20 protein-coding genes are annotated in these 24,128 nt (G+C 67.8%); 10 read left to right on the forward strand and 10 right to left on the reverse strand.

Going from position 1 to position 24,128, the window contains the following annotated elements; translation table 11 throughout:
- The first annotated feature begins 183 nt into the window (after positions 1 to 183).
- The 5 genes from ACSJJU_RS00945 to ACSJJU_RS00965 all read left to right on the forward strand — a co-directional run bounded on the left by ACSJJU_RS00945 (position 184) and on the right by ACSJJU_RS00965 (position 4,127).
- Entirely contained in the window at positions 184 to 639 is a 456-nt protein-coding gene (locus tag ACSJJU_RS00945; protein WP_435913258.1) for an iron-sulfur cluster assembly scaffold protein, read from the forward strand.
- A 45-nt stretch (positions 640 to 684) separates the two neighbouring features.
- Entirely contained in the window at positions 685 to 1,083 is a 399-nt protein-coding gene (locus ACSJJU_RS00950) for a 6-pyruvoyl trahydropterin synthase family protein (RefSeq protein WP_435913259.1), read from the forward strand.
- 137 nt (positions 1,084 to 1,220) lie between these two features.
- Positions 1,221 to 1,814, forward strand: a complete 594-nt coding sequence (recR, locus tag ACSJJU_RS00955) for a recombination mediator RecR (RefSeq protein ID WP_435913260.1) — start codon at positions 1,221 to 1,223, stop codon at positions 1,812 to 1,814.
- Positions 1,815 to 1,998: 184 nt separating this feature from the next.
- Positions 1,999 to 2,514, forward strand: coding sequence for a peptide deformylase (gene def, locus ACSJJU_RS00960; protein WP_435913261.1), 516 nt, complete (start codon positions 1,999 to 2,001; stop codon positions 2,512 to 2,514).
- 302 nt (positions 2,515 to 2,816) lie between these two features.
- A complete protein-coding gene (locus ACSJJU_RS00965) occupies positions 2,817 to 4,127 on the forward strand; it encodes a hemolysin family protein (RefSeq protein WP_435913262.1) in 1,311 nt (436 codons plus the stop codon).
- A gap of 369 nt (positions 4,128 to 4,496) precedes the next feature.
- Here the strand turns inward: ACSJJU_RS00965 and ACSJJU_RS00970 are convergent, their stop codons facing one another.
- From ACSJJU_RS00970 to ACSJJU_RS00985, 4 genes are all read right to left on the reverse strand, one after another.
- Entirely contained in the window at positions 4,497 to 5,786 is a 1,290-nt protein-coding gene (locus ACSJJU_RS00970; RefSeq protein ID WP_435913263.1) for an adenylosuccinate synthase, read from the reverse strand.
- Between the two features lie 111 nt (positions 5,787 to 5,897).
- Positions 5,898 to 7,067 carry an ATP phosphoribosyltransferase regulatory subunit gene (locus tag ACSJJU_RS00975; protein ID WP_435913265.1) on the reverse strand — a complete coding sequence of 390 codons (1,170 nt, stop codon included), beginning with the start codon at positions 7,065 to 7,067 and terminating at the stop codon, positions 5,898 to 5,900.
- Between the two features lie 142 nt (positions 7,068 to 7,209).
- The gene (gene serA / locus ACSJJU_RS00980) at positions 7,210 to 8,790 is read right to left on the reverse strand and encodes a phosphoglycerate dehydrogenase (RefSeq protein ID WP_435913266.1); all 1,581 of its coding nucleotides are present in this window, start codon (positions 8,788 to 8,790) and stop codon (positions 7,210 to 7,212) included.
- Positions 8,791 to 8,922: 132 nt separating this feature from the next.
- Positions 8,923 to 10,119, reverse strand: coding sequence for a phosphoserine transaminase (locus ACSJJU_RS00985; protein WP_435913267.1), 1,197 nt, complete (start codon positions 10,117 to 10,119; stop codon positions 8,923 to 8,925).
- A 546-nt stretch (positions 10,120 to 10,665) separates the two neighbouring features.
- On the opposite strand from ACSJJU_RS00985, the gene ACSJJU_RS00990 reads away from it, so the two are divergent.
- Together ACSJJU_RS00990 and ACSJJU_RS00995 are read left to right on the forward strand one after the other, a co-directional pair.
- Positions 10,666 to 11,346, forward strand: a complete 681-nt coding sequence (locus tag ACSJJU_RS00990; protein WP_435913268.1) for an extensin-like domain-containing protein — start codon at positions 10,666 to 10,668, stop codon at positions 11,344 to 11,346.
- An 85-nt stretch (positions 11,347 to 11,431) separates the two neighbouring features.
- Positions 11,432 to 11,809 (forward strand): hypothetical protein, encoded by a 378-nt coding sequence (locus ACSJJU_RS00995; protein ID WP_435913269.1) that lies wholly within the window; start codon positions 11,432 to 11,434, stop codon positions 11,807 to 11,809.
- A gap of 48 nt (positions 11,810 to 11,857) precedes the next feature.
- Here ACSJJU_RS00995 and thiD read toward each other — a convergent pair whose 3' ends face one another.
- Both thiD and glmM read right to left on the reverse strand, forming a co-directional pair.
- Positions 11,858 to 12,691 carry a bifunctional hydroxymethylpyrimidine kinase/phosphomethylpyrimidine kinase gene (gene thiD, locus ACSJJU_RS01000; RefSeq protein WP_435913270.1) on the reverse strand — a complete coding sequence of 278 codons (834 nt, stop codon included), beginning with the start codon at positions 12,689 to 12,691 and terminating at the stop codon, positions 11,858 to 11,860.
- Positions 12,688 to 14,031, reverse strand: coding sequence for a phosphoglucosamine mutase (glmM, locus tag ACSJJU_RS01005; protein ID WP_435913271.1), 1,344 nt, complete (start codon positions 14,029 to 14,031; stop codon positions 12,688 to 12,690). The genes thiD and glmM overlap by 4 nt, the downstream gene beginning before the upstream one ends.
- 192 nt (positions 14,032 to 14,223) lie before the next feature.
- Between glmM and ACSJJU_RS01010 the strand changes: the two genes are divergently transcribed.
- The gene (locus ACSJJU_RS01010; RefSeq protein WP_435913272.1) at positions 14,224 to 15,627 is read left to right on the forward strand and encodes an alanine/glycine:cation symporter family protein; all 1,404 of its coding nucleotides are present in this window, start codon (positions 14,224 to 14,226) and stop codon (positions 15,625 to 15,627) included.
- 172 nt (positions 15,628 to 15,799) lie between these two features.
- Positions 15,800 to 17,854, forward strand: coding sequence for a PAS domain-containing protein (locus tag ACSJJU_RS01015; RefSeq protein WP_435913273.1), 2,055 nt, complete (start codon positions 15,800 to 15,802; stop codon positions 17,852 to 17,854).
- Here ACSJJU_RS01015 and ggt read toward each other — a convergent pair.
- On the reverse strand, positions 17,848 to 19,695 hold the full coding sequence (ggt, locus tag ACSJJU_RS01020; RefSeq protein WP_435913274.1) for a gamma-glutamyltransferase: 1,848 nt from the start codon (positions 19,693 to 19,695) through the stop codon (positions 17,848 to 17,850). The genes ACSJJU_RS01015 and ggt overlap by 7 nt on opposite strands.
- Before the next feature lie 439 nt (positions 19,696 to 20,134).
- On the opposite strand from ggt, the gene ACSJJU_RS01025 reads away from it, so the two are divergent.
- Positions 20,135 to 20,419 (forward strand): hypothetical protein, encoded by a 285-nt coding sequence (locus ACSJJU_RS01025; RefSeq protein ID WP_435913275.1) that lies wholly within the window; start codon positions 20,135 to 20,137, stop codon positions 20,417 to 20,419.
- 8 nt (positions 20,420 to 20,427) lie between these two features.
- Here the strand turns inward: ACSJJU_RS01025 and ACSJJU_RS01030 are convergent, their stop codons facing one another.
- The 3 genes from ACSJJU_RS01030 to ACSJJU_RS01040 all read right to left on the reverse strand — a co-directional run bounded on the left by ACSJJU_RS01030 (position 20,428) and on the right by ACSJJU_RS01040 (position 24,075).
- Positions 20,428 to 21,126: a hypothetical protein gene (locus ACSJJU_RS01030; protein ID WP_435913276.1), complete on the reverse strand. Its 699-nt coding sequence runs from the start codon at positions 21,124 to 21,126 to the stop codon at positions 20,428 to 20,430.
- 100 nt (positions 21,127 to 21,226) lie between these two features.
- The gene (locus tag ACSJJU_RS01035) at positions 21,227 to 22,975 is read right to left on the reverse strand and encodes a long-chain-fatty-acid--CoA ligase (RefSeq protein WP_435913277.1); all 1,749 of its coding nucleotides are present in this window, start codon (positions 22,973 to 22,975) and stop codon (positions 21,227 to 21,229) included.
- Positions 22,976 to 23,001: 26 nt separating this feature from the next.
- Positions 23,002 to 24,075: an MBL fold metallo-hydrolase gene (locus ACSJJU_RS01040; RefSeq protein ID WP_435913278.1), complete on the reverse strand. Its 1,074-nt coding sequence runs from the start codon at positions 24,073 to 24,075 to the stop codon at positions 23,002 to 23,004.
- Positions 24,076 to 24,128 lie beyond the last annotated feature (53 nt).

The following is a 24,128-nucleotide window of genomic DNA, read 5'->3' on the forward strand; positions in this document are numbered from 1 at the left end:
TCTGGCCGGTCAGGAGGGTGGGGAAACAACGACAAAAAAAGGAAGGGGGTTTTGGGGGCAGGGGGGTCCGAGACCCCCTTGCATCAAGACCCCCTTGCATCAAGACCCCCTTGCAAAACCTGGATAAAATCTCCCGGATATAGCCCTTTGGACATTCGCCGGATCAATGCTTACATAGGCTTCATGTCCGACCAGCTTTACAATACCCGCATTCTGCGCCTTGCCGCTTCCATTCCCCATCAGGAGCGGCTGGAGGCACCTCAGGCCACCGTCCAGAAGGTCAGCCCCATCTGCGGCAGCCGCGTGACGGTGGACGTGGCGCTGGAGAACGGCGTTGTCGCCCGTTTCGGGCAGGAAGTGCGGGCCTGTGCGCTGGGTCAGGCCGCCGCCTCGCTGGTGGGGCGCGGCATCATCGGCCGCTCGGCGGCGGAGCTTTCCGCCCTGCGCGACGCCATGCGCGCCTTCCTTGCGGGCGAGGCCGTGGACTGGGCCGCCTATGAGGGCGGCCGCTGGGCGGATCTGGAGATTTTCGCCCCTGCCGTCGCCTTCAAGTCGCGCCATGGCTCGATCCTTCTGGCCTTCGAGGCGAGCGCCGAAGCGGCCCTGGAGGCCGAGCAAAAGGCCGAGGCCCCCGCCTGACGCGAATTCCGGCCACTGCGGCGTTGGAACACCTTGAGTCGCAGTTTGTTTTCTGCTTTACGCCCCGCCATGCCCTACGAAATCACCAAGGCTTTCCTGTTCGACGCCGCGCATCAGCTGGCGTCCAATGTCACGCCCGGCCACATCTATGCGGGTGTGCACGGCCATTCGTTCGAGGCGGAGCTGGCCTTCGCGGGCGAGCCCGATCCCGAGACCGGCTGGCTGCGGGACCTGGGCGAGATCGACCGCATCCTGAATGGCATCCGCGACCAGCTGGACCACAAGTACCTCAACGAGGTGCCGGGTCTGGAGAAGCCGACGCTCGAGAACATCTGCGCCTGGATCTGGCAGCGGGTGAAGCCGGACCTGCCCGAACTGGTGCGCGTCACCGTCCGTCGCGGCTCCTTCCGCGAGGGCTGCACCTACACCGGCCCCTCGGCGTGACGCAGGCCCCTGGAGGGGCTCGGGGTTGTGGCCGGCAACCCGGCCTGAAATCCGGTCGGCCCTCCGGTTAAAACAACCGTCTCATTCAGTGCCAGACGAGGCTTGCGGCCGGTCGTCTGGCAGGTTACCTCCCGTCCATGGCTTCGCCCGAGATCGATCAACTGACCCAGATGCTTGCCAAGCTGCCCGGCCTCGGGCCGCGGTCGGCGCGGCGCGCCGTGCTCCACCTGCTGAAGAAGCGGGAGACGGTGCTGGTGCCGCTGATGGCGGCGCTGGCCAACGTCAACGAGCGGCTGACCACCTGCTCCGTGTGCGGCAATGTGGACACGCGCGACCCTTGCGGCGTCTGCCGGGACGAGCGGCGTGACCGCACGTCGGTTTGCGTGGTGGAGGAAGTGGCGGACCTGTGGGCGCTGGAGCGCTCGGGCCTGTTCCGGGGCGTCTATCATGTGCTGGGCGGCCGGCTGTCGGCGCTGGACGGTGTGCGGCCGGAGGATCTGGGCATCGACCGGCTGGTCGCGCGGGTGAGCGAGGGCGGCATCAGCGAGGTCATTCTGGCGATGAACGCCACGCTGGAGGGGCAGACCACCGCCCACTACGTGGCGGACCGGCTGGCCTCGACCGGCGTCAAGGTCACCCAGCTGGCGCACGGCGTGCCGGTGGGCGGCGAGCTGGACTATCTGGACGACGGCACCCTCGCCCAGGCGCTGAAGGCGCGCCTGCCGGTATGACCGCCGTGCAGGCGGGTACGCCGGGACTGAGCTCCGGGGGCCGCGCTCCGGGGCCGCGCTCCCGGGCCACCGGCGGCATCCTGCAAATTCAGCGCTTGCGCTTCGGGCGCGTGTGGCTGATCTTGAACCCTGAACCCCGTGCTCTTAGCTCTTGATCAACTCTTGTGTGCCAGTAAGGCGGAATATGGCCATTTTACCGATTATCGAAACCCCGGACCCGCGCCTGCGCGTCAAGTCCAAGCCTGTCGAGAAGGTTGACGACGCCCTGCGCCGGTTCATGGACGACATGCTGGAGACCATGTACGACGCCCCGGGCATTGGCCTCGCCGCCATTCAGGTGGGCGAGCCGATCCGCGTGCTCGTCATCGATCTTCAGGAGAACGACCAGAAGCAGCCCCGCTACTTCGTGAACCCGGAGATCCTCTGGGCGTCCGAGGAGCTGTCCTCCTACGCCGAGGGCTGCCTGTCCGTGCCCGACGTCTACGGCGACGTGGAGCGGCCGGCCCGCATCCGCGTTCGCTATCTGGACTACAACGGCGAACAGCATGAGGAGGAACTGGACGGTCTCATGGCCACGTGCCTCCAGCACGAGATGGACCATCTCGAAGGCGTTCTCTTCATCGACCACCTCTCCAAGCTGAAGCGCGACATGCTGCTGCGCAAGCTGGAGAAGAACCGTCGCCAGCGCGGCGCAGCCTAAGGCGCATGCACCGGGGGCCGGCCAGCACGAAAACGGAAGGGCGAGGCGGCGTGCCGCCTCCCCGACGCTGCGGGCTCGCCCTTCCGGCTGCCTGATGACGGCGGCGGGCCCTTGTCAATCAACCTCAGGAGAAACACCATCCATGCCTGGTCAGACTTCCGGCCTTACAGCCGATAGCCCGTCCGGCGATGCCGAAGGTGACAGTTACTGTTACAGTTACAGTCGCTCCGGCTTCCAGAAATCCGATTGCAGCGTCCTGCGCCTGATCAGGCGACCGGCCGGCGGCCGGCGGGAGCGGTCCAATGGCTGACCCCTTCCCGTGGACGGAACTGGTCATCGTCCTCCTTCTCATCGTTCTGAACGGCTTTTTCGCCATGTCGGAGCTGGCCATCGTGTCGGCCCGTCGCGTGCGCCTGCAAGTGCAGGCGGATGAAGGGGACAAGAGCGCCGCCCTTGCCATCCGGCTGGCGGAGGAGCCCACCCGCTTCCTCTCCACCGTCCAGGTCGGCATCACCATGGTGGGCGTGCTGACCGGCGCCTTCGGCGGCGCGGCCCTGTCGCGCCCGGTGGCGCACTGGCTGTCGGCCCTCCCCGGCGTCGGCCGCTATGCCGACAGCCTGGCCGTCGCCCTCGTCGTTGTGTTCATCACCTACCTGTCGCTCATCATCGGCGAGCTGGTGCCCAAGCGCATGGCCCTGAACCATGCCGAGAGCATCGCCCGCTTCGTGGCGCGGCCGATGGCGCTGCTCGCCCGGATCGGCGCGCCGATCGTGTGGCTGCTCCAGCGCTCGACCGAACTGGCACTCAAGCTGCTGGGCGTGAAGCCGCAGGAGCAGCAGGTCGTCTCCCAGCAGGAGGTGCGCTCGCTCATCGCCGAGGGCACCGAGGCCGGCGTGTTCGACCGCGACGAGAAGGACATGCTGGAGGCGGTCATCCGCGTCTCGGACCTGCCCGTGCGCGCCCTGATGACGCCCCGCCCCGAACTGTTCTGGCTCGACATCAACGACAGCATCGAGGCCATCCGCCAGGAGGTTGAGGACAGCGGCCGCAGCCGCTTCCTCGTCTGCGAAGGCGACCTCGATCAGTTCATTGGCATCGTCGAGGCCAAGGACCTGCTCGGCCAGTGCCTCAAGGGCGAGGCCCTTGACCTGCGCGCCCGCCTCAAGACCCCGCCGGTGGTCCACGAGTCCACCCGCGTGCTCAAGGCATTCGAAACACTGCGCCAGAGCGGCATCCACGTCGCCGTCGTCGTCAACGAATACGGCGGCGTCGAAGGCGTCGTCTCGGCCACCGACATCCTGGCCGCCATCGGCGGCGGCCTGCCGGAGGAAGACGAACTGGCGCGGCCGGACATCGTCCAGCGCGAGGACGGCTCCTGGTTCATCGACGGCCGCACCGCCATCCACGAGGTGGAACGGGCGCTGGGCCGCGATGACCTCTCCGGCCATGGCGACTACACCACCCTCGCCGGCTTCCTGCTCTGGCAGCTGGAACACCTGCCCGACGTGGCGGAAACGGTCGAGTGGGAAGACCTCTGCTTCGAGGTGGCCGACATGGACGAACACCGCATCGACAAGGTGCTGGTGCGCCAGCGCAACCAGACCGCAGCGTAGCGGTCGGGTTGGCGGATTTCTGATGATTGCAGGAGGGTCGCGGACCCTCCTGCACCTCCCTTTCCCTTTTCGGGCCGTGCGTGAGACGAAGGGCAGCGTCCTCTGGACGTTGTGTTATCGGGCTGCGCCCTTTGCGCGCTTTCCCGCTGGTCCAGAGAAGGCGGCCGGTGCTGCCAGATGCGCTCCGATCCTTGATAGGAAGGCGCAGGAGGGCCCAAGGCCCTCCTGCAGACCAGACCCTCCAATCAAAAAAGGGCCGCGCCCTTCATCAAGGACACGGCCCTTTGAAACGTAAGGGGGTCGCAGGGGGATTATAAATCCCCCTGCATTCCAAAAGCCGAAGGCTTTATCCCTTCGAACAGGGATCGCTCAATCCACGAACGGGTCGCGGACGAGGATGGTGTCCTGCCGTTCCGGCGAGGTGGAGAGCAGGTCGACCGGGCACTCCACCAGTTCCTCGATGCGGCGGATGTACTTGATGGCCTGCGCGGGCAGCTGGGCCCAGGAGCGGGCGCCTGCGGTTGACTCGCGCCAGCCCTCGAAGGTTTCGTAGACCGGCTCGACGCGGGCCTGGTCGGCGATGCGTGCCGGGAAGCGGTCGATGGTCTTGCCGTCCAGCTTGTAGCCGACGCAGATCTTCAGTTCGTCGAGGCCGTCGAGCACGTCCAGCTTGGTCAGCGCCAGGCCGGTGATGCCGCCCACGGCGATCGACTGGCGCACCAGCACCGCGTCGAACCAGCCGCAGCGCCGCGCCCGGCCGGTGACGGTGCCGAACTCGTGGCCGCGCTCACCGATGATGCGGCCGATTTCGTTGTCCTGTTCGGTCGGGAACGGGCCAGCGCCCACGCGGGTGGTGTAGGCCTTGCAGATGCCGAGCACGTAGTCCAGCGCCGCCGGGCCGAGGCCGGAGCCGGTGGCCGCCTGCCCTGCCACCGTCTGCGACGAGGTGACGAACGGATAGGTGCCCATGTCCACGTCGAGCAGGATGCCCTGCGCGCCTTCGAACAGGATGCGCTTGCCCGCCTTGCGGGCCTCGTTCAGCGTCTGCCACACCGGCTTGGCGAACGGGGTGATGAACGGCGCGATTTCCTTCAGCTCGGCGATGAGCTGGTCGCGGTCGATCTCCGGCTGGCCGAACCCGGCGCGCAGCGCGTTGTGGTGGGCGAGCAGGCGGTCGATCTGGCCCGAGGCGGCGTCCAGGTTCTCCAGGTCGCACACGCGCAGCGCGCGGCGGCCCACCTTGTCCTCGTAGGCCGGGCCGATGCCGCGACGGGTGGTGCCGATCTTGGCAGCGCCCGAGGCGTCCTCGCGCAGGGCGTCGAGGTCGCGGTGGCACGGCAGGATGAGCGGGCACTGTTCGGAGATGTGCAGGTTCTCCGGGGTGATCTCCACGCCCTGGGCGCGGATCTTCTCCACCTCCGACTTCAGCGCCCACGGGTCGAGCACGACGCCGTGGCCGATGACGCTGAGCGTGCCGCGCACGATGCCGGAGGGCAGCAGGGACAGCTTGAAGGTCTTGTCGCCGATGACCAGCGTGTGGCCCGCGTTGTGACCGCCCTGGAAGCGCACCACCACGTCGGCGCGTTCCGACAGCCAGTCAACGATCTTCCCCTTGCCTTCGTCGCCCCACTGGGCGCCGACAACCACTACGTTGGCCATGACTACTCTCTTTCCTTGCCAATCGAAGGGACGCCGGGCGCACCCGGCCGCCAGCCCTCCACGCCCGCGCCTTTTATCTCGCGCGCGTGCGGGACTGGCTATCCCGCCTGGTTAGACCATGTGAATCTTTCGCCCGTCCCAGTAATGGCTGCACCGCTGGGCGCGGGCCGCCTCGTGGGGATCGCCCTGTTCCAGACCGCGCACGACGGCCCAGCCTTCCTCGCGCAGCCGCTCCACGTCCTTCTGCGGCGTGCCGAAGGCGAGGTACAGGCGCGGCAGCACCTCGACGCCCTGCCCTGCTTCCACCAGCCCGTCCAGATAGAGGGAGAAGCCGACCGCCGGTTCCTCGCTGGTCCCGTTCCGCTCCAGGCCGTTCTGGCCCGGATCCGGCTTGCGGATGACGTAGGCACCGCCCCGGCCCACCTCGCCGCGAATGCCCTTGGCGAACAGCGAGAAGCCGATCCACGTCTGGTAGGCGAAGCCCCGGGTCTCGCCGGGGTCCACCGTCACGCCGAGGCGCTCGTCCTCCGGCAGGTCCCGGGCGAGTTTGGCCAGCACGCCGAGGCGCTCGCGCGCGATGGCGGGCATCCCGGGCACGCTGGCGATCACTTCTTCGGCGTGGGCGAGATCGCCGGTCGCCTCAAGGAGGCCGCGCCACACGGCGGGGTGCGGCAACTGGGCGACGGCGGCGGCGTCCTTGGCGTCCAGCGCCCTGGCGGCGGCCGCGATGACCAGCGGCTCAAGCCCCAGCGCCGCCCCGATGCCGGGGATGAGGTCCGGCAGCACGAAATCGATGTTGACCGCGTCCAGCCCGAGGCCGAGCAGGCCCGAGAGCGCCAGCCCGGCGATCTCGGCCACCGCTTCCGGGCTGTCGGTGCCGATCAGCTCCGCGCCCGCCTGCATGAACTGGCGGTCGGCGCGCAGCTGGGAGCCCTTGATCCGCAGCACCGGCCCGGCATAGCTCAGGCGCAGCGGCCGGGCGTAGTGGCCGAGGCGCGTGGCGGCGACGCGGGCGATCTGCCCGGTCACGTCCGAGCGCACGGCGAGCGGGCGCTGGCTGATGGGGTCGGTCAGGCGGAACAGGTCCGAGGGGCGCGCCGCGCCGAAGCCCCGCGTCAGGGTTTCCTCGAACTCCACCAGAGGCGTGCCGACCCGCTCGTAGCCGTAGGAGGCCAGGTGGTCGAGCAGCATTCGCAGCAGCCGCGCCTCGGCTTCCGCCTGCGGCGGCAGCACGTCGCGCAGCCCTTCCGGCAACAGGCCAAGAGACAGCGAGTCGGTCACGCGAGTTTTTCCCATTCTGGTTCGGACCAAGCCATAAACGCTCGGCCCTGCCATTCACACCAAAGCCGCTCGCCCGATTGAGGCCGGGCGAACGGCTTTTAGTCCCTTCAGGCCGCAAAGGCCAGCGTTAGAAGGTCCCGCTTCAGAACGTCAGCGCCTTCACTTCGCGCACGTGCGGCACGTCCTTCAGCTGGGCCACCAGCCACTCCGGCACCGGGCTGTCGAGCGAGAGCAGCACGATGGCCTCGCCACCGGCGGCGCGGCGGCCGAGGTGGAAGGTGCCGATGTTCACGTTCGCCTCGCCCAGCAGCGAGCCGAGGCGGCCGATGAAGCCCGGCTTGTCCTCGTTGATGACGAAGAGCATCGGGCCGGCCAGGTCCGCTTCTACCTTGATGCCGAACATCTCGACGAGGCGCGGCTCGCGGTTGGAGAACAGGGTGCCCGCCACCGAGCGCTCGCCCTCGTCCGTCTTGACGGTGAGGCGCACCAGGGTGTGGTAGTCGCCCTCGCGGTCATGACGCACGTCGGAGACGTCGATGTTGCGGTCCTTGGCGATGAACGGCGCGTTGACCATGTTCACCGTGTCGGAGTGCTGCTTGAACAGGCCGGCAAGGATGGCGGCAGTCACCGGCTTGGTGTTCAGCTCGGCGATATTGCCTTCGTACTCCACCGTCACCGCCTGCACGTTGCTCACCAGCTGGCCCGCCAGGGCGCCCAGCTGTTCGGCCAGCTTCATGTAGGGGCGCAGCTTCGGCGCTTCCTCCGGCGTCAGCGACGGCACGTTGAGCGCGTTGGAGACTCCGCCCGTGGTCAGGTATTCGGCCATCTGCTCGGCCACCTGGATCGCAACGTTGATCTGGGCCTCGGTGGTCGACGCGCCCAGGTGCGGGGTGCAGATGAGGCCCGGGGTGCCGAACAGCGGGTTGTTCTTGGCGGGCTCCTCGACGAACACGTCAAGCGCCGCACCGGCGATGTGGCCGGACTCCAGCAGGTCCTTCAGGGCCGCTTCGTCCACGAGGCCGCCACGGGCGCAGTTGATGATCCGCACGCCCTTCTTGGTCTTGGACAGGTTCTCCCGGCTCAGCACGTTGCGGGTGCTGTCGGTCAGCGGGGTGTGCAGGGTGATGAAGTCGGCGCGGGCCAGCAGGTCGTCCAGCGTCACCTTCTCGATGCCCAGATCCTGCGCGCGCTCCGGCGTCAGGAACGGATCGTAGCCGATCACCTTCATCTTCAGGCCCTGGGCACGGTCGGCGACGATCGAGCCGATGTTGCCGCAGCCGATGATGCCCAGCACCTTGCCGGTCAGCTCCACGCCCATGAAGCGGTTCTTCTCCCACTTGCCCGCCTGGGTCGAGGCGTCGGCGGCGGGAATGTCGCGGGCCAGCGCGAACATCAGGGCGATGGCGTGCTCGGCGGTGGTGATGGAGTTGCCGAACGGCGTGTTCATCACGACGATGCCCTTGGCGGTCGCGGCGGGCACATCCACGTTGTCGACGCCGATGCCGGCGCGGCCGATCACCTTGAGGTTGCCCTTGGCCGCAGCCTCCAGGACGTCCTTGGTCACCTTGGTCGAGGAGCGGATGGCGAGGCCATCATACTGGCCGATCACCTCGATCAGCTGCTCCTTGGTCAGGTCGAAGCGCTCGTCCACCTCGATCCCGCGGGCGCGGAAGATCTCCGCGGCCTTCGGCGACATTTTGTCAGAAATCAGAACCTTAGGCATGTTTCTTCGTCCTCTGCCTCAGGAACTCGACTGCCCGCTCGCGGCAAAATTCGAGTCCTCACCGGGGTGGTGGCCGCCTGCGACCCTCATGCAGGCGGCGCGCCCCTGATCCTTGAAAAATCGGGAATTGGGTCAGGCGGCCTTGGCGCTCAGCTCGGCCTTCACCTGGGCGAAGGCCCAGTCGAGCCAGGCGGTCAGCGCCTCGACGTCGGCGGTCTCGACCGTCGCGCCGCACCAGATCCGCAGGCCCGCCGGGGCATCGCGGTAGCCGTTGATGTCGTAGGCAACGCCCTGCTTCTCCAGCAGCGCGGCGATAGCCTTCGGCACGCCCGCCTGCGCTTCCTTGTCGAGACCGGCGAACCACGGATCGACGATCTTCAGGCACACGCTGGTGCAGGAGCGGATGGCCGGGTCGGCGGCCAGGTTTTCCACCCAGTCGGTGCGGTCCACCCAGGCTTGCAGCGCCTTGAAGTTGGCTTCCGAGCGGGCGATCAGGCCCTTGGCGCCGCCCACCGAGGCCGCCCAGTCGAGCGCGTCCAGATAATCCTCGACGCACAGCATGGACGGGGTGTTGATGGTCTCGCCCTGGAAGATGCCCTCGATCAGCTTGCCGTTCTTCGTCATGCGGAAGATCTTCGGCAGCGGCCAGGCGGGCTTGTAGGTCTCAAGCCGCTCGACGGCGCGCGGGGAGAGGATGAGCACGCCGTGCGCGCCCTCGCCGCCCAGCACCTTCTGCCAGGAGAAGGTGACCACATCGAGCTTGGTCCACGGCAGGTCCATGGCGAACGCGGCCGAGGTGGCGTCGCAGATGGTGAGGCCCTGGCGGTCGTCCTTGATCCAGTCGCCGTTCGGCACGCGCACGCCCGAGGTGGTGCCGTTCCAGGTGAACACCACGTCGGTGTCCGTATCGACCTTGGTCAGGTCCGGCAGCGCGCCATAGGGGGCTTCGAGCACGGTGGCGTCCAGCTTCAGCTGCTTCACCACGTCGGTGACCCAGCCGGAGCCGAAGGATTCCCAGGCCAGCATGGTGACGGGGCGGGCGCCGAGCAGCGACCACAGCGCCATTTCCACGGCGCCGGTGTCGGAGGCGGGCACGATGCCGATGCGGTAGTCAGCGGGAACGCCGAGGACTTCGCGGGTCTTGTCGATGGCGGCTTTCAGCTTCGCCTTGCCGATCTTGGCGCGATGCGAGCGGCCGAGCGGCGCGTCCTTCAAGGCGTCCACGGTCCAGCCGGGGCGCTTGGCGCACGGACCGGACGAGAAATTCGGATTGGTGGGGCGAATGGCAGGGGTCGCTGCCGCAGTGGCGGCAGGGGTATTCGTCGTCATGATGTTTCTCTCCTTCCAGAGAGCACGCGCCTCGTTGGGGAGGCGTGGCCCACCGCCCAAAGCGCAGATTTGAAGCGACCCGTCAACGGAAAATTTTCGGCGAGCCCCCCGCCACACGGTCAGGGCGACCTCTTTTCCCGCCATTGCCCGGCCCTGCCCGAAACTTCAAAGGGAACTTGAAATTTATAATTTATAGATTTGATATAAAACGTGTTTTAATTTTTCAGTTCATCCCGACCCATGGCTGCTCCGGGGTTTAATTTAAGCAACTTAAATTCTCCACCCTCTCCTTTCGGACAGCCTCGCCGGGGCACGCTGGCATAGCACGCCACTCCCCCTTCACGCCCCGCCCGCGCCGCCACCGGCCCCCTGCAGCGCGCCCGGCGACGCCTCGACTCGGAAGCAGCGGACCACGGAAACCATGTTGGCACCCCCTCGGCGATCCGTCGCGCGCCGGTTCCCTTTCCGGCCAGGATTCGCTACGCATGGGTCATGCGGGTTACAGCTGTTTTCGGGGGCAGAGCCGTTCTCCGGCTCTTGGGGGTCATGTTGCTGGCGTCTCTCGCCGCGTGCGGCGGCGGGTCGAAGCACCGCCCTCTGCCGCGTCCGCCGGTCGCCCGGCCGCTGCCCGCGCCCGACCTCAACGCGCCCTCCACCGCCACTATCCAGCAGCAGCTCGCCGCGCTGCGCGCCAACCCGGCCCTGTGCCAGTCGCTGCTCCGGCAGACGAAGGGCCTGACGGTCGAGCCGCTGAAGGACTGGCAGGATGCGCCCCAGTGCGTCGTCACCAACACGTCGCGCATGTTGGACGCCCTGGTGCTGCCGGACCGCAAGCTGCCCCTCACCTGCCCGATGATCGCCGGCTACCACCTGTGGGTGCGGGAGAGCGTGATGCCCGCCGCCCGCAAGCACTTCGGCCAGAGCGTCCAGAAGATCGAGACGTTCGGCAGCTATGCCTGCCGCAACCGCAATGGCCAGTCCGCGGCGCCCGTCTCGGAACATGCCAGCGCCAATGCGCTCGATGTGGCGGGGTTCGTCCTCGGCGATGGCCGCCGCATCCGGGTGAAGGCGGACTGGTCCAGCAGCAACGCCGCCGTCCGCGCCTTCCTGCGGGACGTACACCGGGACGCCTGCCGGTACTTCTCCATCGTGCTCGGTCCCGAGGCGGACGCCTACCACAAGGACCACTTCCATCTGGACATGGGCCGCTGGCGCAAGTGCCAGTGAGGCGCACACGCGGCACTCCCGCGCCCCGCCCGCGTTGAGGCTCTCACACGCCTGTCGGGCGAGATCCTGAAAGGGAGTTGCAGCCATGGATGCCGAACGTGTCGCCAAGCTGCTGGGCTGGTTCAGCATCGGCCTCGGCGTTGCCGAGATCGTCTCCAACCGCACGATCGCCCGCGCGCTCGGCATCGGCGCGGACAAGCACGAACTGGTCAAGTCCTTCGGCATCCGCGAGATCGCCAACGGCGTCGGGCTGCTCTCCACCCCCCGCCCGGCGCGCTGGATGTGGACCCGCGTCATCGGCGACGCGACGGACCTCGCCGCGCTGATGCCCGCGCTTCAGGTGGAGAACCCCCGGCGCCGCTGGGCGACCTATGCGTTCGCGGGGGTTCTGGCCCTCACCGTCGCCGACATCCTCTGCGCCCGCCAACTGGCGCGCCCTGCGTCAGGCGACGGGCCGGCCTGAGCCCGTATCCCGGATTAGGTTTCCGCTATAACCCGTTGAAAATTAAGGTTATGCCAGCTTCACCAGCGGCCACAGGTGGTTGAGCGGACCGTGGCCCCGGCCCAGCCCCGGCGCGGTGCGGATGGCTTCCTCCACATAGCGGCGGGCCCGCTCGCAGGCGCCGTGCAGCTCCAGCCCCTGGGCGAGGCCTGTGGCGATGGCCGAGGCCAGCGTGCAACCGGTGCCGTGGGTGTGGGCGGTGTCGAATCGCGGCCCGGTGATGACGATGACCTTGTCGGCCGTCATCAGCACGTCCTCCACGATCTCGCCCTTCAGGTGCCCGCCCTTCACCAGCACGGCCTTCGGCCCCAGATCGAGGATCGCACGGCCGGCGGCCATCATGTCTTCCTTCGTGGCGATGGTCCGGCCCGAGAGCAGCTCGGCCTCGGGCACGTTGGGCGTCACCAGCGCCGCCAGCGGGAGCAGCCGCGTCCGCAGCGCCTCGACGGCATCATCCGCCAGCAGCCCTGCCCCGCCCTTGGCCACCATCACCGGGTCGATCACCAGCGGCAGGCCCTGCGCCCGCGCCTTCAGCTCCTCGGCCACCGCCTCGATGATCCCGGCGTTCAGCAACATGCCGGTCTTGATGGCGTCCGCGCCGATGTCGTCCAGCACCAGCGTCATCTGCTGGCGCACGAACTCGGGCGGCACGGCATGAATGCCGAAAACCCCTTCGGTGTTCTGGGCGGTGAGCGCCGCGATGGCGGTCATGGCATAACCGCCAAGCACGGTCACGGCCTTGATGTCCGCCTGAATCCCTGCGCCGCCGCCGGAATCCGATCCTGCAACAATCAGCACCCGCCCGCGCGGGCGGGCCACATCGTCGTCATGCATGTCAGTCATGCATGGGTCTTTACGGCCTCACAGACCTCCTGAACAGCCTCCTTGACCAGGATTTCGTCATCGGCCTCGGCCATGACGCGAATGAGCGGCTCCGTGCCCGACTTGCGGATGACCAGACGGCCCCGCCCGTTCAGCCGCTGCTCCACCGCCGCGATGACCGATTTCACCTCGGCGTTTTCCAGCGGCTGCCCGCCGTTGAAGCGCACGTTCTGAAGCAGCTGCGGATAGGGCTCGAACACGCGGGTCACCTCGGAGGTGGCCCGGCCCTCTTCCACGATGCAGGCCAGCACCTGCAACGCGGCGATGATGCCGTCGCCGGTGGTGGCGTAATCGCTGAGAATGATGTGGCCGGACTGCTCGCCGCCCACGTTGTAGCCCTGCGCGCGCATGGCCTCCAGCACGTAGCGGTCGCCCACCCTGGTGCGGAGCATATGCAGGCCCTGGCGCTCCAGGTGCCTCTCCAGCCCTAGGTTGGACATCACCGTCGCCACCAGGCCGTTGCCCTTCAGGCGGCCGGCCTTTGCCCAGCTGTCGGTGATGAGGCCCATCAGCTGGTCGCCATCCACCACCCGGCCCTTTTCATCGACGATGATGAGCCGGTCCGCGTCGCCGTCCAGCGCGATGCCGATGTGGGCCCCCGTCTCCACCACCTTGGCGGCCAGCGCCTGCGGGGCGGTCGAGCCCACCTTGTCGTTGATGTTGAAGCCGTTGGGCGACACGCCCAGCACTTCCACCTCGGCGCCCAGCTCCCAGAACACCGAGGGGGCCACATTGTAGGCCGCGCCGTTGGCGCAATCGAGGGCGATCTTGAGCCCGTCGAGGCGCAGGTGCGGCGGGAAGGTGGACTTGGCGAAGTGGATGTAGCGCCCGCGCGCATCCTCCAGCTTGCGGGAGCGGCCCAGCTTGGCGGGCTCCGCCAGCACCTGGCAGAGATCCGAGTCAATCAGCGCCTCGATCTCCTCCTCCTGCTCGTCGGAGAGCTTGTAGCCGTCCGGGCCGAACAGCTTGATGCCGTTGTCATGGTACGGGTTGTGGGAGGCGGAGATCATCACGCCAAGGTCGGCGCGCATGGACTTGGTCAGCAGCGCCACCGCCGGGGTCGGCATCGGCCCCACCAGCACCACATCCATGCCCACGGACGTAAAGCCCGCCACCAGCGCCGTTTCCATCATGTAGCCGGACAGGCGGGTATCCTTGCCGATCACCACCCGGTGCTTGTGGTTGCCACGCAGGAACCGGTGACCGGCGGCCATGCCCACCTTCATGGCCATTTCGGCGGTCATGGGCGACGTGTTGGTCAGTCCGCGGATGCCATCGGTCCCGAAGTACTTGCGTGCCATGGATGTTCCCTCGAATGATGCGCGAGCCTGCCCCATCCCGCGCGAATGTTCTGCGCTGACACTGTTTCCTAGTGCCGTTATAGAGCGGATCAATACCAAAGCGTACCAAGCAGGCGCCGTTTTCGGTGTCTGGTATCGCCCCTTGGGCTTAACCTTGAGTGAACATAGCCGAGAGGCGAGGAGTTTTGTTCCGTGTCTACCCTCATCTCAGCTCTATCCGGTGCAATCGATACGCTGGCGGCCCGGGTCTTTGCCCGGGTCCCGCTGTTCGGCGTCGAGGTGGAGGGCATCGTCCTGTGGCTGGCGGCCCCGATGGTGCTGTTCACCTTCTATCTGGGCTTTCTGAACCTGCGCGCGCTGCCGCTGTCGCTGCGGGTGGCCCGGGGCCACTTCCACGACCCTGACGCGCCGGGCACGGTCAGCCAGTTCGCCGCCCTGTCCACCGCCCTTTCGGGCACGGTCGGCCTCGGCAACATCGCGGGCACGGCCATCGGCATCAGCATCGGCGGGCCGGGCGCGGTCTTCTGGATGTTCGTCATCGGCTGGTTCGCCATGTCCCTGAAGATGGCGGAAGTGACGCTCGGCCTGCGCTACCGGGTGGAGCACGCGGACGGCTCGGTGAGCGGCGGGCCGATGTACACCCTCTCGCGCGGCCTCGCGCAGCTGGGGCTGGAGCGCACGGGCCGGTTCCTCGCCCTGTTCTATGCCATCTGCGCCCTTGGCGGCGCCATTCCGCTGTTGCAGGTCAACCAGTCGTACGCGCAGGTGAGCGCGGTCACCGGCCTTGGCAATGGCTGGGCCTACGGCATCTTCATGGCGGTTGCGGTGGCCGCGGTCGTCGTCGGCTCCATCGGCTGGATCGCCAAGGTCACGTCGCGGCTGGTGCCCGCCATGTGCCTGTTCTACCTGGCGGGCTGCGCCGCCATCCTCCTGCTGAACGCGGACGCCCTCCCCGCCGCCCTCGCCACCATCATCCGGGAGGCCTTCGCGGCGGACAGCGTGGCGGGCGGTGCCATCGGCGCCTTTGTCGTCGGCATGCGCCGCACGGTCTATTCCACCGAGGCGGGCATCGGCTCGGCGGTTATCGCCCACTGCGCCGCCAAGACGCGCGAGCCGGTCTCCGAGGGGCTGGTGGCGCTGATCGAGCCGTTCATCGACACGATCCTCATCTGCACCATCACCGGCGTCGCCATCGTGGTTGCCGGCACCTACACCCAGGGCCATGAGGGCGTGGCCATCACCTCGGCGGCCTTCGCCACCGTCGCCCCCTGGTTCCCCCTTGTGCTGGCGGTCGCGGTCTTTCTGTTTGCCTATTCCACCCTCATTTCCTGGGCGTACTACGGCCTTCAGTCCTGGTGCTTCCTGTTCGGCCACTCAAAGGCCAACCGCACCGCCTACCTGCTCCTTTACTGCGCCCTGCTGCCGTTCGGCGCGGTGCTCGACCTGGGCCGGGTGGTCAGCCTGATCGACAGCATGTTCTTCCTGATGGCGGTCCCCAACGTCATCGGCCTCTACCTGCTCGCGCCCCAGCTGAAGGGCATGGTGAACGACTATATGCGGCGCGTGAAATCGGGCGAGATCCAGCCCACGGTCTGAGCCGCGCGCCGCCGCTGCACCACTGCTGCACCACTGCTGCCACTTCACCTTCAGCCCCGCCACCGGCGGGGCTTTTGTCACCCCGTGCCCGGCGCGAGGCGGGGCGGAGACCTTTCATTTCATCCCGCGTTTTATCTCCCTTCCATCTGGTAGAGAAAAAGGCGGCCATGCCATGGATGCCCTGACGACCATTCTCATCGCGGCCTTCTGTCTGGGCGTGATCCTGGCCTTTGTCGCTTCCATCGTCTACGTGCGCCGCCAGCGCCTGCGCGAGGCGCGGCAGCTGGCCGAGCTTGCCGAGAACCGCCGCTTCTACCTCGCCCTCATCGACAACAACCTGGACACGCTTGCCGTTGCCGATGCGGACGGCCGCCTGCGGTTCTACAACAAGTCCCTGGTCGATCTGCTGGGCTTCTCGCCCGAGTCCCTGCGGACCACGGACTTCCGCGTTCACATCCACCCCGAGGACCGCCCGCGGTTCGACCAGCAATGGCAGGATCTGCTCGAGGGCAAGGACCCGGTGAACTTCGACCCCTTCCGCTACGCGGACATCTGGGGCAACTACCACTGGAAGCGGTTTATCACCCGCAACATGCTGGATGACCCGGACATTCGCGGCCTCATCCTCTCCTCCAGCGACATCACCGACCTCATCGAGACCATGGACGCGCTGCGCCTGACCGAACAGCGCATCCGCGTCGCCCTGAACGGCGCGGACATCGCGGTGTTCAACCTGGATCTGGCGGGGCAGTTCACCTGGGTGTTCAATCCGCTGTTCGGCCACACGGTCGAGTTTCTCATGGGCAAGACGGGAGACGATCTGTTCCCGCCGCACTGCGCCGAGCGGTTCGATGCCATGCGCCGCCGGGTCATCGCCGAAGGCGGCAACGTGACCGACGAGCTCGACTACCTGGAGGACGGGGAGCGGCATATCCTGTCGGTGCAGATGGAGCGGCTGGTGGACCCGAACGGGCGGGTCGTCGGCGTCGTGGGCTCGGCCGCCGACATCACCCGGCTGCGGACCGGCTACGAGAAGGTGCAATCCGCCCATCGCATGGAGGCCATCGGCAAGCTGACCGGCGGCATCGCCCACGATTTCAACAACCTGCTGGCCGTGATCGTGGGCAACCTGGAGCTGCTGAAGGACCATGTCTCCGCCAACCCAGAGCTGAGCCATTTCGTCGATCTGGCGCTGGGCGCCGCCGACCGGGGCGCCGGGCTGACCCGGAGCCTCCTCGCCTTCGCCCGCAAGCAGTCGCTGGACATCAGCCTCGTCGACCCCAACCGGGTGCTGGCGGAGATTGCCGAGCTGATGCGCCGGTCGCTGCCGCCGACCATCCGCCTCGTCTTCGATGCAGCGCCCACGGTCTGGCCGTGCCGGGCCGACCCCGGGCAGTTGCAGAACGCCATCATCAACCTGGTGGTCAACTCCCGCGATGCCATGCCGGACGGCGGCACCATCACCATCTCCACCAGCAACACCCGGCTGGACCGGGACGAGGACCGGTCCCTGCCCGCTGACGTGGAAACGGCCGACTATGTGCTCATCTGCGTGGCCGACAACGGCACCGGCATGACGCCCGACGTGCTTGAGCACGTCTTCGAGCCGTTCTTCACCACCAAGCCGGTCGGCGTGGGCAGCGGCCTTGGCCTGCCCATGGTCTACGGGTTCGCCAAGCAGATCGGCGGCCACCTCACACTCGACTCCGCGCCGGGCAAGGGCACCCGGGTGTGCTTCTATCTGCCGCGCGAGCGGGCCGCCGTCAGAGCGCTGGCGCGGGGCCCCGAACGGGGGCCGCTGCCGCCGGTCCGGGGCGCGACCATTCTTGTCGTCGATAACAACGAGGACATCCGCACGCTGACAGCCGCCCTGCTGCGGCGTTCCGGGTATCGCATCGTGGAGGCCGAAAGCGGCGCGGCGGCGATCGACCGCCTCCGCTCGGACGAGTCGATCGCCCTGCTCATCACCGACATGCTGCTCGGCCCCGGCCCCAACGGCATGGAGGTGATCCATCAGGCGCGCGCCCTGCACCCCGATCTGCCGGTGGTGCTGATGTCCGGCTACACAGAGACGTCGGAGGCGAACAGACTGGCCCGTCCGCCCGACATGCCGCTGCTGCGCAAGCCCTTCCGCCGGCAGGAACTGGAGGCCATGGTCAACGAGGCGCTGGCCAAGGCCGCCAGACCCGATCTCCGGGGCCTCACCGGCAGCGGCGGGCGTCAATAACCGCCCGCCTGCCCGTCCTTTCGCATCTCCGAGGCCGCCCAGTAGACGCCGTCCTCGGTGCGCAGGATCGCCTGGTAGCCGCCCACGTCCTCGCCGCCCACCTTGATCACGTGGCCGCGCTTGCGGAGTTCGGCGATGGTCTTGTCCGAATAGCCGTGCTCCAGGAACAGCGTGTTGGGCGCGCCCTCATCCGCGTTGCCGGGGTCCGGCCCGCCGATATGCCGCCAGCGCGGCGCGTCGCCCGCCGTCTGCACGTCCATGCCGAAGTCGATGATGTTGGAGAGCACCTGCACCTGACCCTGCGGCTGCATCGCGCCGCCCATCACGCCGAACGACAGCCACGGCTTGCCGCCTTGGGTGACAAAGCCAGGAATGATGGTGTGGAACGGCCGCTTGCCCGGCGCATAGGCGTTGGGGTGGCGTGCATCCAGGCTGAACTGCGCGCCCCGGTTCTGGAGCATGAAGCCCAGACCGTCCGGCACCAGGCCCGAGCCCATCCCCGCATAGTTGGACTGGATGAGCGAGACCATCATGCCGTCCTTGTCAGCGACGGTCAGGTAGATGGTGTCGGTGCGCTCGAAGATCGGCTTGCCCGGGTCCACCTCCGCCGGGGCGGCGCGGCTCATGTCGATGAGGGCGCGGCGCTGGGCGGCGTAGCCCTTGTCGATCAGGCCCTGAACGGGCACCGGCGCCATGGCCGGGTCGCCCAGGTAGCGTGCCCGGTCGGCGAAGGCGAGCTTCTTGGCCTCGGTCATCACGTGCAGCCGGTCGGCGCTGTCGAAGCCCATGGCCTTGAGGTCGAAGCCCTCCAGAATGTTCAGCATCTCCAGAACGATGATGCCCTGGGTGTTGGCCGGTATCTGCCACACGTCATAGCCGCGATAGTTGGTGGAGACGGGCTCCACCCACTCCGGCCGATAGGCGGCGAAATCCTCGTAGCGCAGCGGGCCGCCGATCCGCTTCATGTAGGCATCGACCGCCCGCGCGACCGGCCCGCGATAGAAGGCGTCCGCCCCGCCCTGCGCGATCAGGTTGAGGGTCTCCGCCAGGTCGGGGTTGCGGAAGATCTCGCCCGCCCGCGGCGTGCGGCCGTCGATCAGGTAGGTGGCGGCGGCGTTGCCCCGTTCCTCGATGTGGGCGGCGTTGCGCTCGAAGCGGCGGAAGTTCATGGCCCACAGGTCCGCGATCATCGGCGAGACCGGGAAGCCGTCGCGGGCGTAGCCGATGGCGGGCGAGAGCACCTCCTCCATCGGCAGGCGGCCGAACCGCTCGTGCAGGGCGAACCAGCCGCCAACCGCGCCGGGCACCGTCACCGTGAAGCTGCCCACCGCCGGCAGGGCCTTCGGTTCCGCACCGCCGCTGCGCGCACGCAGCTTCTCCTTGAGCTGCGCCAGCGTCTGACCGCGCGGCGCGGTGCCGGAGGCGTTGAGGCCGTAGAGCTTCCCGGTGCGCGGGTCCCACACCAGCGCGAACAGGTCACCGCCAACACCGTTGCCTGTGGGCTCCATCAGGCCGAGCGTCGCGTTGGCGGCGATGGCCGCATCCACCGCGCTGCCGCCCGCCTTCAACACGTCCAGCGCCACCTGGGTGGCAAGCGGCTGGCTGGTCGCTGCCGCCCCCTGCACCGCCACCACGGGCGAGCGGCTCGAAAAGGCGGGAAAGCCGGGCCGGTCGCCCGCCGCGGCCGGGCTCGCCCCCGTCAGCAGCGCCGCCAGCGCCAGCAGCGCGGCAACCGCCGTCTGATAGACCGAGCACCAGTGCCCCGGCTCCGTCCGCCCGGCGAAGACTCCGGCGGGGCCATCCTGCCCCTCGACTTCCACCTCTGTAACGCCTGTCCGCACGCGTCCCTCCCTTGCTGCACCGTTCCGCACAACAGTCTGCTGACGCGCACACTAAGCCAAATCGATTCGCTGGCAATAGAACTGAACGGGAGGACGGCCGCGACGCGATTCGCCAGAGGGCAGACACCGGAGGGCGGACACCGGGGGATTTTCGTTACCCCAAGCCTTTCGGGACGCCCCGGGATTTACGCCTTCCAGGGCTGCTCCAGCCGCCCTGAGGCACCGTTTTGCGGGCCGCGCGCCCCTGTCTTTTGCACCGGAACACCCTTCGCCCGATACGCCCTCGCGTCGAAAAAAGATTGAGTTCCAGTGCGTTATGCAGAAACTGCCGCACCGCCAGAGCGCCCGGCGCCAAGTTACGGGATCGAATCTTTACAAATTCCGGCTTACGCGGTTCTATTCATAAAAAATTTAATTTCTTACTCTTATAGATATTGCCATGCTGTACATGGTGATCAGCTTCGTCGTTCTTCTGGCCTCGGCCGCGGTCTATCTCCGGCTGCAATGCCGCGCGCTGCTGACCTGGCGCGGCACCCGCCGCGCGCTCGCCGCCGCGCCGCTCATCGGCTGGATCCTGTTTTTCCAGAACGCCGCCGCCGCCAGCCCCGGCAGCTACATCACCCCCAGCCTCGTCCCCATCGATCTGTGGGGCACGCTGTTCAACGGCGTGATCTTCCTGCTTATCGCGGACGCCGTCTTCGGCCAGCGCCGCCGCACCCGCTAGACCCGGGTTTATTTCGACTCCACCTTGCCGCTGGCGACCACCTCCGCCTTGTCGAAGGTCATCAGCACTTCCTCGCCCGGCTGAAGCGCCTCGCCCGGCGCGCCGCCCGCTGACGGCCCGCCGCAGGACAGGTTCACGCCGTTCAGCTGAATATCCCGGTAGCTGCCGTCCGGCTGCATCTGGCGCACCGTCACGGTGCCGAGCGGCTGGCCCGAGGCGCACGCCTGGGCAATGGCCGCCGTCGCCGCCGGGTCGGTGGTCGTGAGGGAGGCAAGGCCCGGCCCCGAGGGCACGGCCGCCGTCTGGGCGTTGGCGTCATAGCTCTGCTGCGGATAGGTCTCCGCCGGATAGGTTTCCTGCGGATAGCTTTCCGTTGGATACGCCTGCTGCGGATAGGTCTCCGTCGGATAGGTCTGCTGCGGGTAGGTCTGCTGGGGGTAAGTCTCCGCCGGGTAGGTTTGCTGGGGATAGGTCTGGGGGTAGGCCTGCTGCGGGTAGCTCATCACCGGATACCCCTGCTGCGCATAGGGCGTGCCCGCCCAGTTGAGCGAGTTCAGCGCCAGCCATCCCTGCTGGTTGCCAAAGCCCACCGCCGCCGGCCCCAGCTTCAGGAACATGCTGTTGCCGCCGGCGAACATCTCCGGCCCGAGACAGGAGGCCAAAGCCAGAAATGCCGCCAGCACCGCGCCGCAGAATGCGCGCTTCATGCAGCCTCTCCTTGGTCGGCAGTTACGCCACAATCGGCTGCCAGTAGAACGCATGAAATGCGGGTGCGGGCGCCCCGAGGCTTGCCGCGCCGCCGGGAGCCTAGCCCTTCGAGCGGCCCGCCCCGGCGGAGGCCGGCTCCGGCTCCCGCGCCGCCGCGGCGGCCCTGGCCGCAGCGTGGCGGGCCTGTTCCTCCTCCACCAGTTCCTTCTTCGAGAGCTTGCCGACCATGGTCTTGGGCAGGCTCTCCCGCACCTCCACCTCGGCCACCCGCTCGTGCTTGGCCACCCGGCTGTTGAGCCAGGCGCGCAGGGCCTCGCCGTCCACCGTGCCGGCCTGATCCGGTTTCAGCACCACGAAGGCCTTGGGCTTCTGGCCCAGGTAATCGTCGGGGATGCCGATCACCGTCGCCTCCTGCACCGCCGGGTGCTGGTAGAGCATTTCCTCCAGCGTGCGCGGGTAGACCTTGAAGCCGCCCACCGTGATCATGTCCTTCAGGCGGTCGATGATGAAGGTATAGCCGTCCGCGTCGATGTACCCCACGTCGCCGGTGCGCAAGCGGCCGTCCACGAACACGTCCGAGTTGTCCCGCTTCCAGTAGCCGCGCATGATCTGCGGGCCGCCGATGGTCAGCTCGCCCGCCTCGCCCGGCGGCAGCACCTTGGTCGGGTCGTCCTTGTCCACGATCACGATGTCCGTGCCCGGCAGCGGCAGGCCGATGGAGCCCGCCTTGTTGACGCCCCGGAACGGGTTGACCGAGACCACGCCCGCGCTTTCGGTGAGGCCGTATCCTTCCACCAGCGTCGCCGGCGTCGCCTCGCCGAACCGGGTCTTGAGCTCCACAGGCAGCGGCGCACCGCCCGAGATGCACACCCGCAGCGTCGCCAGATCATCCTGCTGCCGGCCCGCATGGCCCAGCATGGCGGTGTACATGGTGGGCACGCCCGGCAGCACCGTCACCTTGTTGCGGCGGATGGTCTTGATCGCCTGCCCCAGCTCGAACTTGGGCAGCATGACGATCTCGCCGCCCACCAGCGTGGTCATGTTCAGCACCACGGTGTTGGCGAACACATGGAAGAACGGCAGCGCCCCCAGAATGCGCTGCTCGGCCGTCGCGGATTCTGGATCGACCGCCGCCACCTGCTGGGCGTTGATGGTCAGGTTGGCGTGGGTCAGCATCGCGCCCTTGGGCCGCCCGGTGGTGCCGCCGGTGTATTGCAGCAGGGCGAGGTCCGTCTCCGGATCGATCTGCACCGGCGCGGGGCGGCCGTCGTTGTCCACCAGCGTCTCGAAGCTCACATGGCGCGAGTCGATATGCACCTCCGCCTGCTCGCGCCGGCGGAACAGCCGGTAGAGCATCCCCTTGACCGGCGGCAGGGCCCGGGCCAGCGAGCCGACCACCAGACACTTGAGCCGGGTGCGCTCCAGCACCTCGCTGATGGTGGCGTAGAGGCTCGCCACGTCGAGGCAGACCATGATGTCCGTCTCGGAGTCCTCCACCTGCACGGCCAGCTCGTCCGCCGAGTAGAGGGGCGAGAAGTTCACCACCGTTCCGCCCGCCTTGAGGATGGCGTAGTAGGCGACAACATATTGCGGGCAGTTGGGCAGAAACAGGCCCACCTTCACGCCCTTCTTCACCCCCAGCTTCTGGAAGCCCTTGGTGGCCCGGCACACCAGGTCCATCACTTCGCCGTAGGTGTAGACGCGGCCAAGGAATTCGAGATAGGGCGCGTCCGGCTTCTCGCTGGCGGTGCGCTCCAGCAGGTGATGCACCGGCATCGCCTCGAACGGCGTCTCCCAGGCTGTACCGTGCGTATAGTTTGCCAGCCAGGGCCGCTCCCATGCCGTCATAGCCACCCCTCTCCTTTCCCTCAGTCTCAGCAGACGGAGTACAGCATCACCCCGTCCTTCTCCCGGCCTTCAATCCGGCCGCAATATTCCAGATAGTGCAAGTGGGCGAGCGCTTCACCCGTGGCGGACATGATATCGTCCACCGTGATCACCTGCTGGAACAGCACCTCGAAGCAATCCACCACCCGGCGCGGCTCGGCGCAATGGGCCAGCAGCCGGGCAAGCTTGCGCTCGTGGTCCTCCGCCATCTGGTCGAGCCGGGTGTGCAGCCCGAGGAACGGCTCGCCGTGGGCCGGCAGCACCAGAAGGCCGGGGTCGAGGGCGCGCAGCCGCTCGATGCTCTCCAGCCAGTCGCGCAAGGGATTGCCCTCCGGCTCGGTGGGCGTCACGGACACGTTGGGCGTGATCCGGGGCAGCACCTGGTCGCCCGCGATCATCACCCCGAGGCTGTCGCACACAAGGCAGAGGTGCTCGGGCGAATGGCCCCGCCCCTCGACGATGCGCCAGAGGTTCGGGCCGACCGGGAGCACGTCCCCCGCCTGAAGCCGCCGGTAGGATGCCGGCAGCGGGTGCACCACCCGGGCAAAGCCGCTCCAGCCGCGCTTGCGGAACGTCTCCAGATCCGCCTCGCCCCACCCGGCCCGGGCGTAGAAGCGCATCGCCGCCTCCGGCGGCTCGGGCTGCGCCCCCAGAATGAGCATGGCGGCCAGCAGATATTCGGTGCGGGACATCAGCAGCGGCGCGCCGGTCCGCGCGCACAGCCAGCCGGCGAGCCCCAGATGGTCCGGGTGGAAATGGGTCCCCACCACCGCCCCCACCGGCTTGGCCGCCAGCGGCCCGGCCAGCAGCTGCTCCCACAGCGCCTTGGTGGCGCTGGTGCGCATCCCGGTGTCGATGAGGGTCCAGCTGTCCCCGCCGTCGAGGACATAGAGGTTGATATGATTGAGGCTCATGGGCAGAGGCATCCGCAGCCAGTGGACGCCCTCGGCCACCTCCGTCAGCATGCCCGGCTCGGGCACCGACCGGCCGAAGGGATACTCCAGTCCCCGGAAGGTTCTCACGGCCGGCTGAACCCCTGCCGGCGCCATTGCCTCGTTCATGCAACCTGCTCCTTCACATCCAGCTTTACGTTAACGTAAACGTCAAGTCGAGC

Source organism: Pedomonas sp. V897 (assembly GCF_051304405.1).
In the GTDB taxonomy this organism is placed as follows: Bacteria; Pseudomonadota; Alphaproteobacteria; order Sphingomonadales; family Sphingomonadaceae; genus Pedomonas.

Excerpts from the sequence above, each read along its gene's own strand:
- ACSJJU_RS00945 (WP_435913258.1), top strand. The coding sequence starts at position 184 with ATGTCCGACCAGCTTTACAATACCCGCATTCTGCGCCTTGCCGCTTCC.
- recR (WP_435913260.1), top strand. The coding sequence starts at position 1,221 with ATGGCTTCGCCCGAGATCGATCAACTGACCCAGATGCTTGCCAAGCTG.
- def (WP_435913261.1), top strand. The coding sequence starts at position 1,999 with ATGGCCATTTTACCGATTATCGAAACCCCGGACCCGCGCCTGCGCGTC.
- ACSJJU_RS00965 (WP_435913262.1), top strand. The coding sequence starts at position 2,817 with ATGGCTGACCCCTTCCCGTGGACGGAACTGGTCATCGTCCTCCTTCTC.
- ACSJJU_RS00970 (WP_435913263.1), bottom strand. The coding sequence starts at position 5,786 with ATGGCCAACGTAGTGGTTGTCGGCGCCCAGTGGGGCGACGAAGGCAAG.
- serA (WP_435913266.1), bottom strand. The coding sequence starts at position 8,790 with ATGCCTAAGGTTCTGATTTCTGACAAAATGTCGCCGAAGGCCGCGGAG.
- ACSJJU_RS00985 (WP_435913267.1), bottom strand. The coding sequence starts at position 10,119 with ATGACGACGAATACCCCTGCCGCCACTGCGGCAGCGACCCCTGCCATT.
- ACSJJU_RS00990 (WP_435913268.1), top strand. The coding sequence starts at position 10,666 with ATGTTGCTGGCGTCTCTCGCCGCGTGCGGCGGCGGGTCGAAGCACCGC.
- ACSJJU_RS00995 (WP_435913269.1), top strand. The coding sequence starts at position 11,432 with ATGGATGCCGAACGTGTCGCCAAGCTGCTGGGCTGGTTCAGCATCGGC.
- thiD (WP_435913270.1), bottom strand. The coding sequence starts at position 12,691 with ATGACTGACATGCATGACGACGATGTGGCCCGCCCGCGCGGGCGGGTG.
- glmM (WP_435913271.1), bottom strand. The coding sequence starts at position 14,031 with ATGGCACGCAAGTACTTCGGGACCGATGGCATCCGCGGACTGACCAAC.
- ACSJJU_RS01015 (WP_435913273.1), top strand. The coding sequence starts at position 15,800 with ATGGATGCCCTGACGACCATTCTCATCGCGGCCTTCTGTCTGGGCGTG.
- ACSJJU_RS01025 (WP_435913275.1), top strand. The coding sequence starts at position 20,135 with ATGCTGTACATGGTGATCAGCTTCGTCGTTCTTCTGGCCTCGGCCGCG.
- ACSJJU_RS01030 (WP_435913276.1), bottom strand. The coding sequence starts at position 21,126 with ATGAAGCGCGCATTCTGCGGCGCGGTGCTGGCGGCATTTCTGGCTTTG.
- ACSJJU_RS01035 (WP_435913277.1), bottom strand. The coding sequence starts at position 22,975 with ATGACGGCATGGGAGCGGCCCTGGCTGGCAAACTATACGCACGGTACA.
- ACSJJU_RS01040 (WP_435913278.1), bottom strand. The coding sequence starts at position 24,075 with ATGAACGAGGCAATGGCGCCGGCAGGGGTTCAGCCGGCCGTGAGAACC.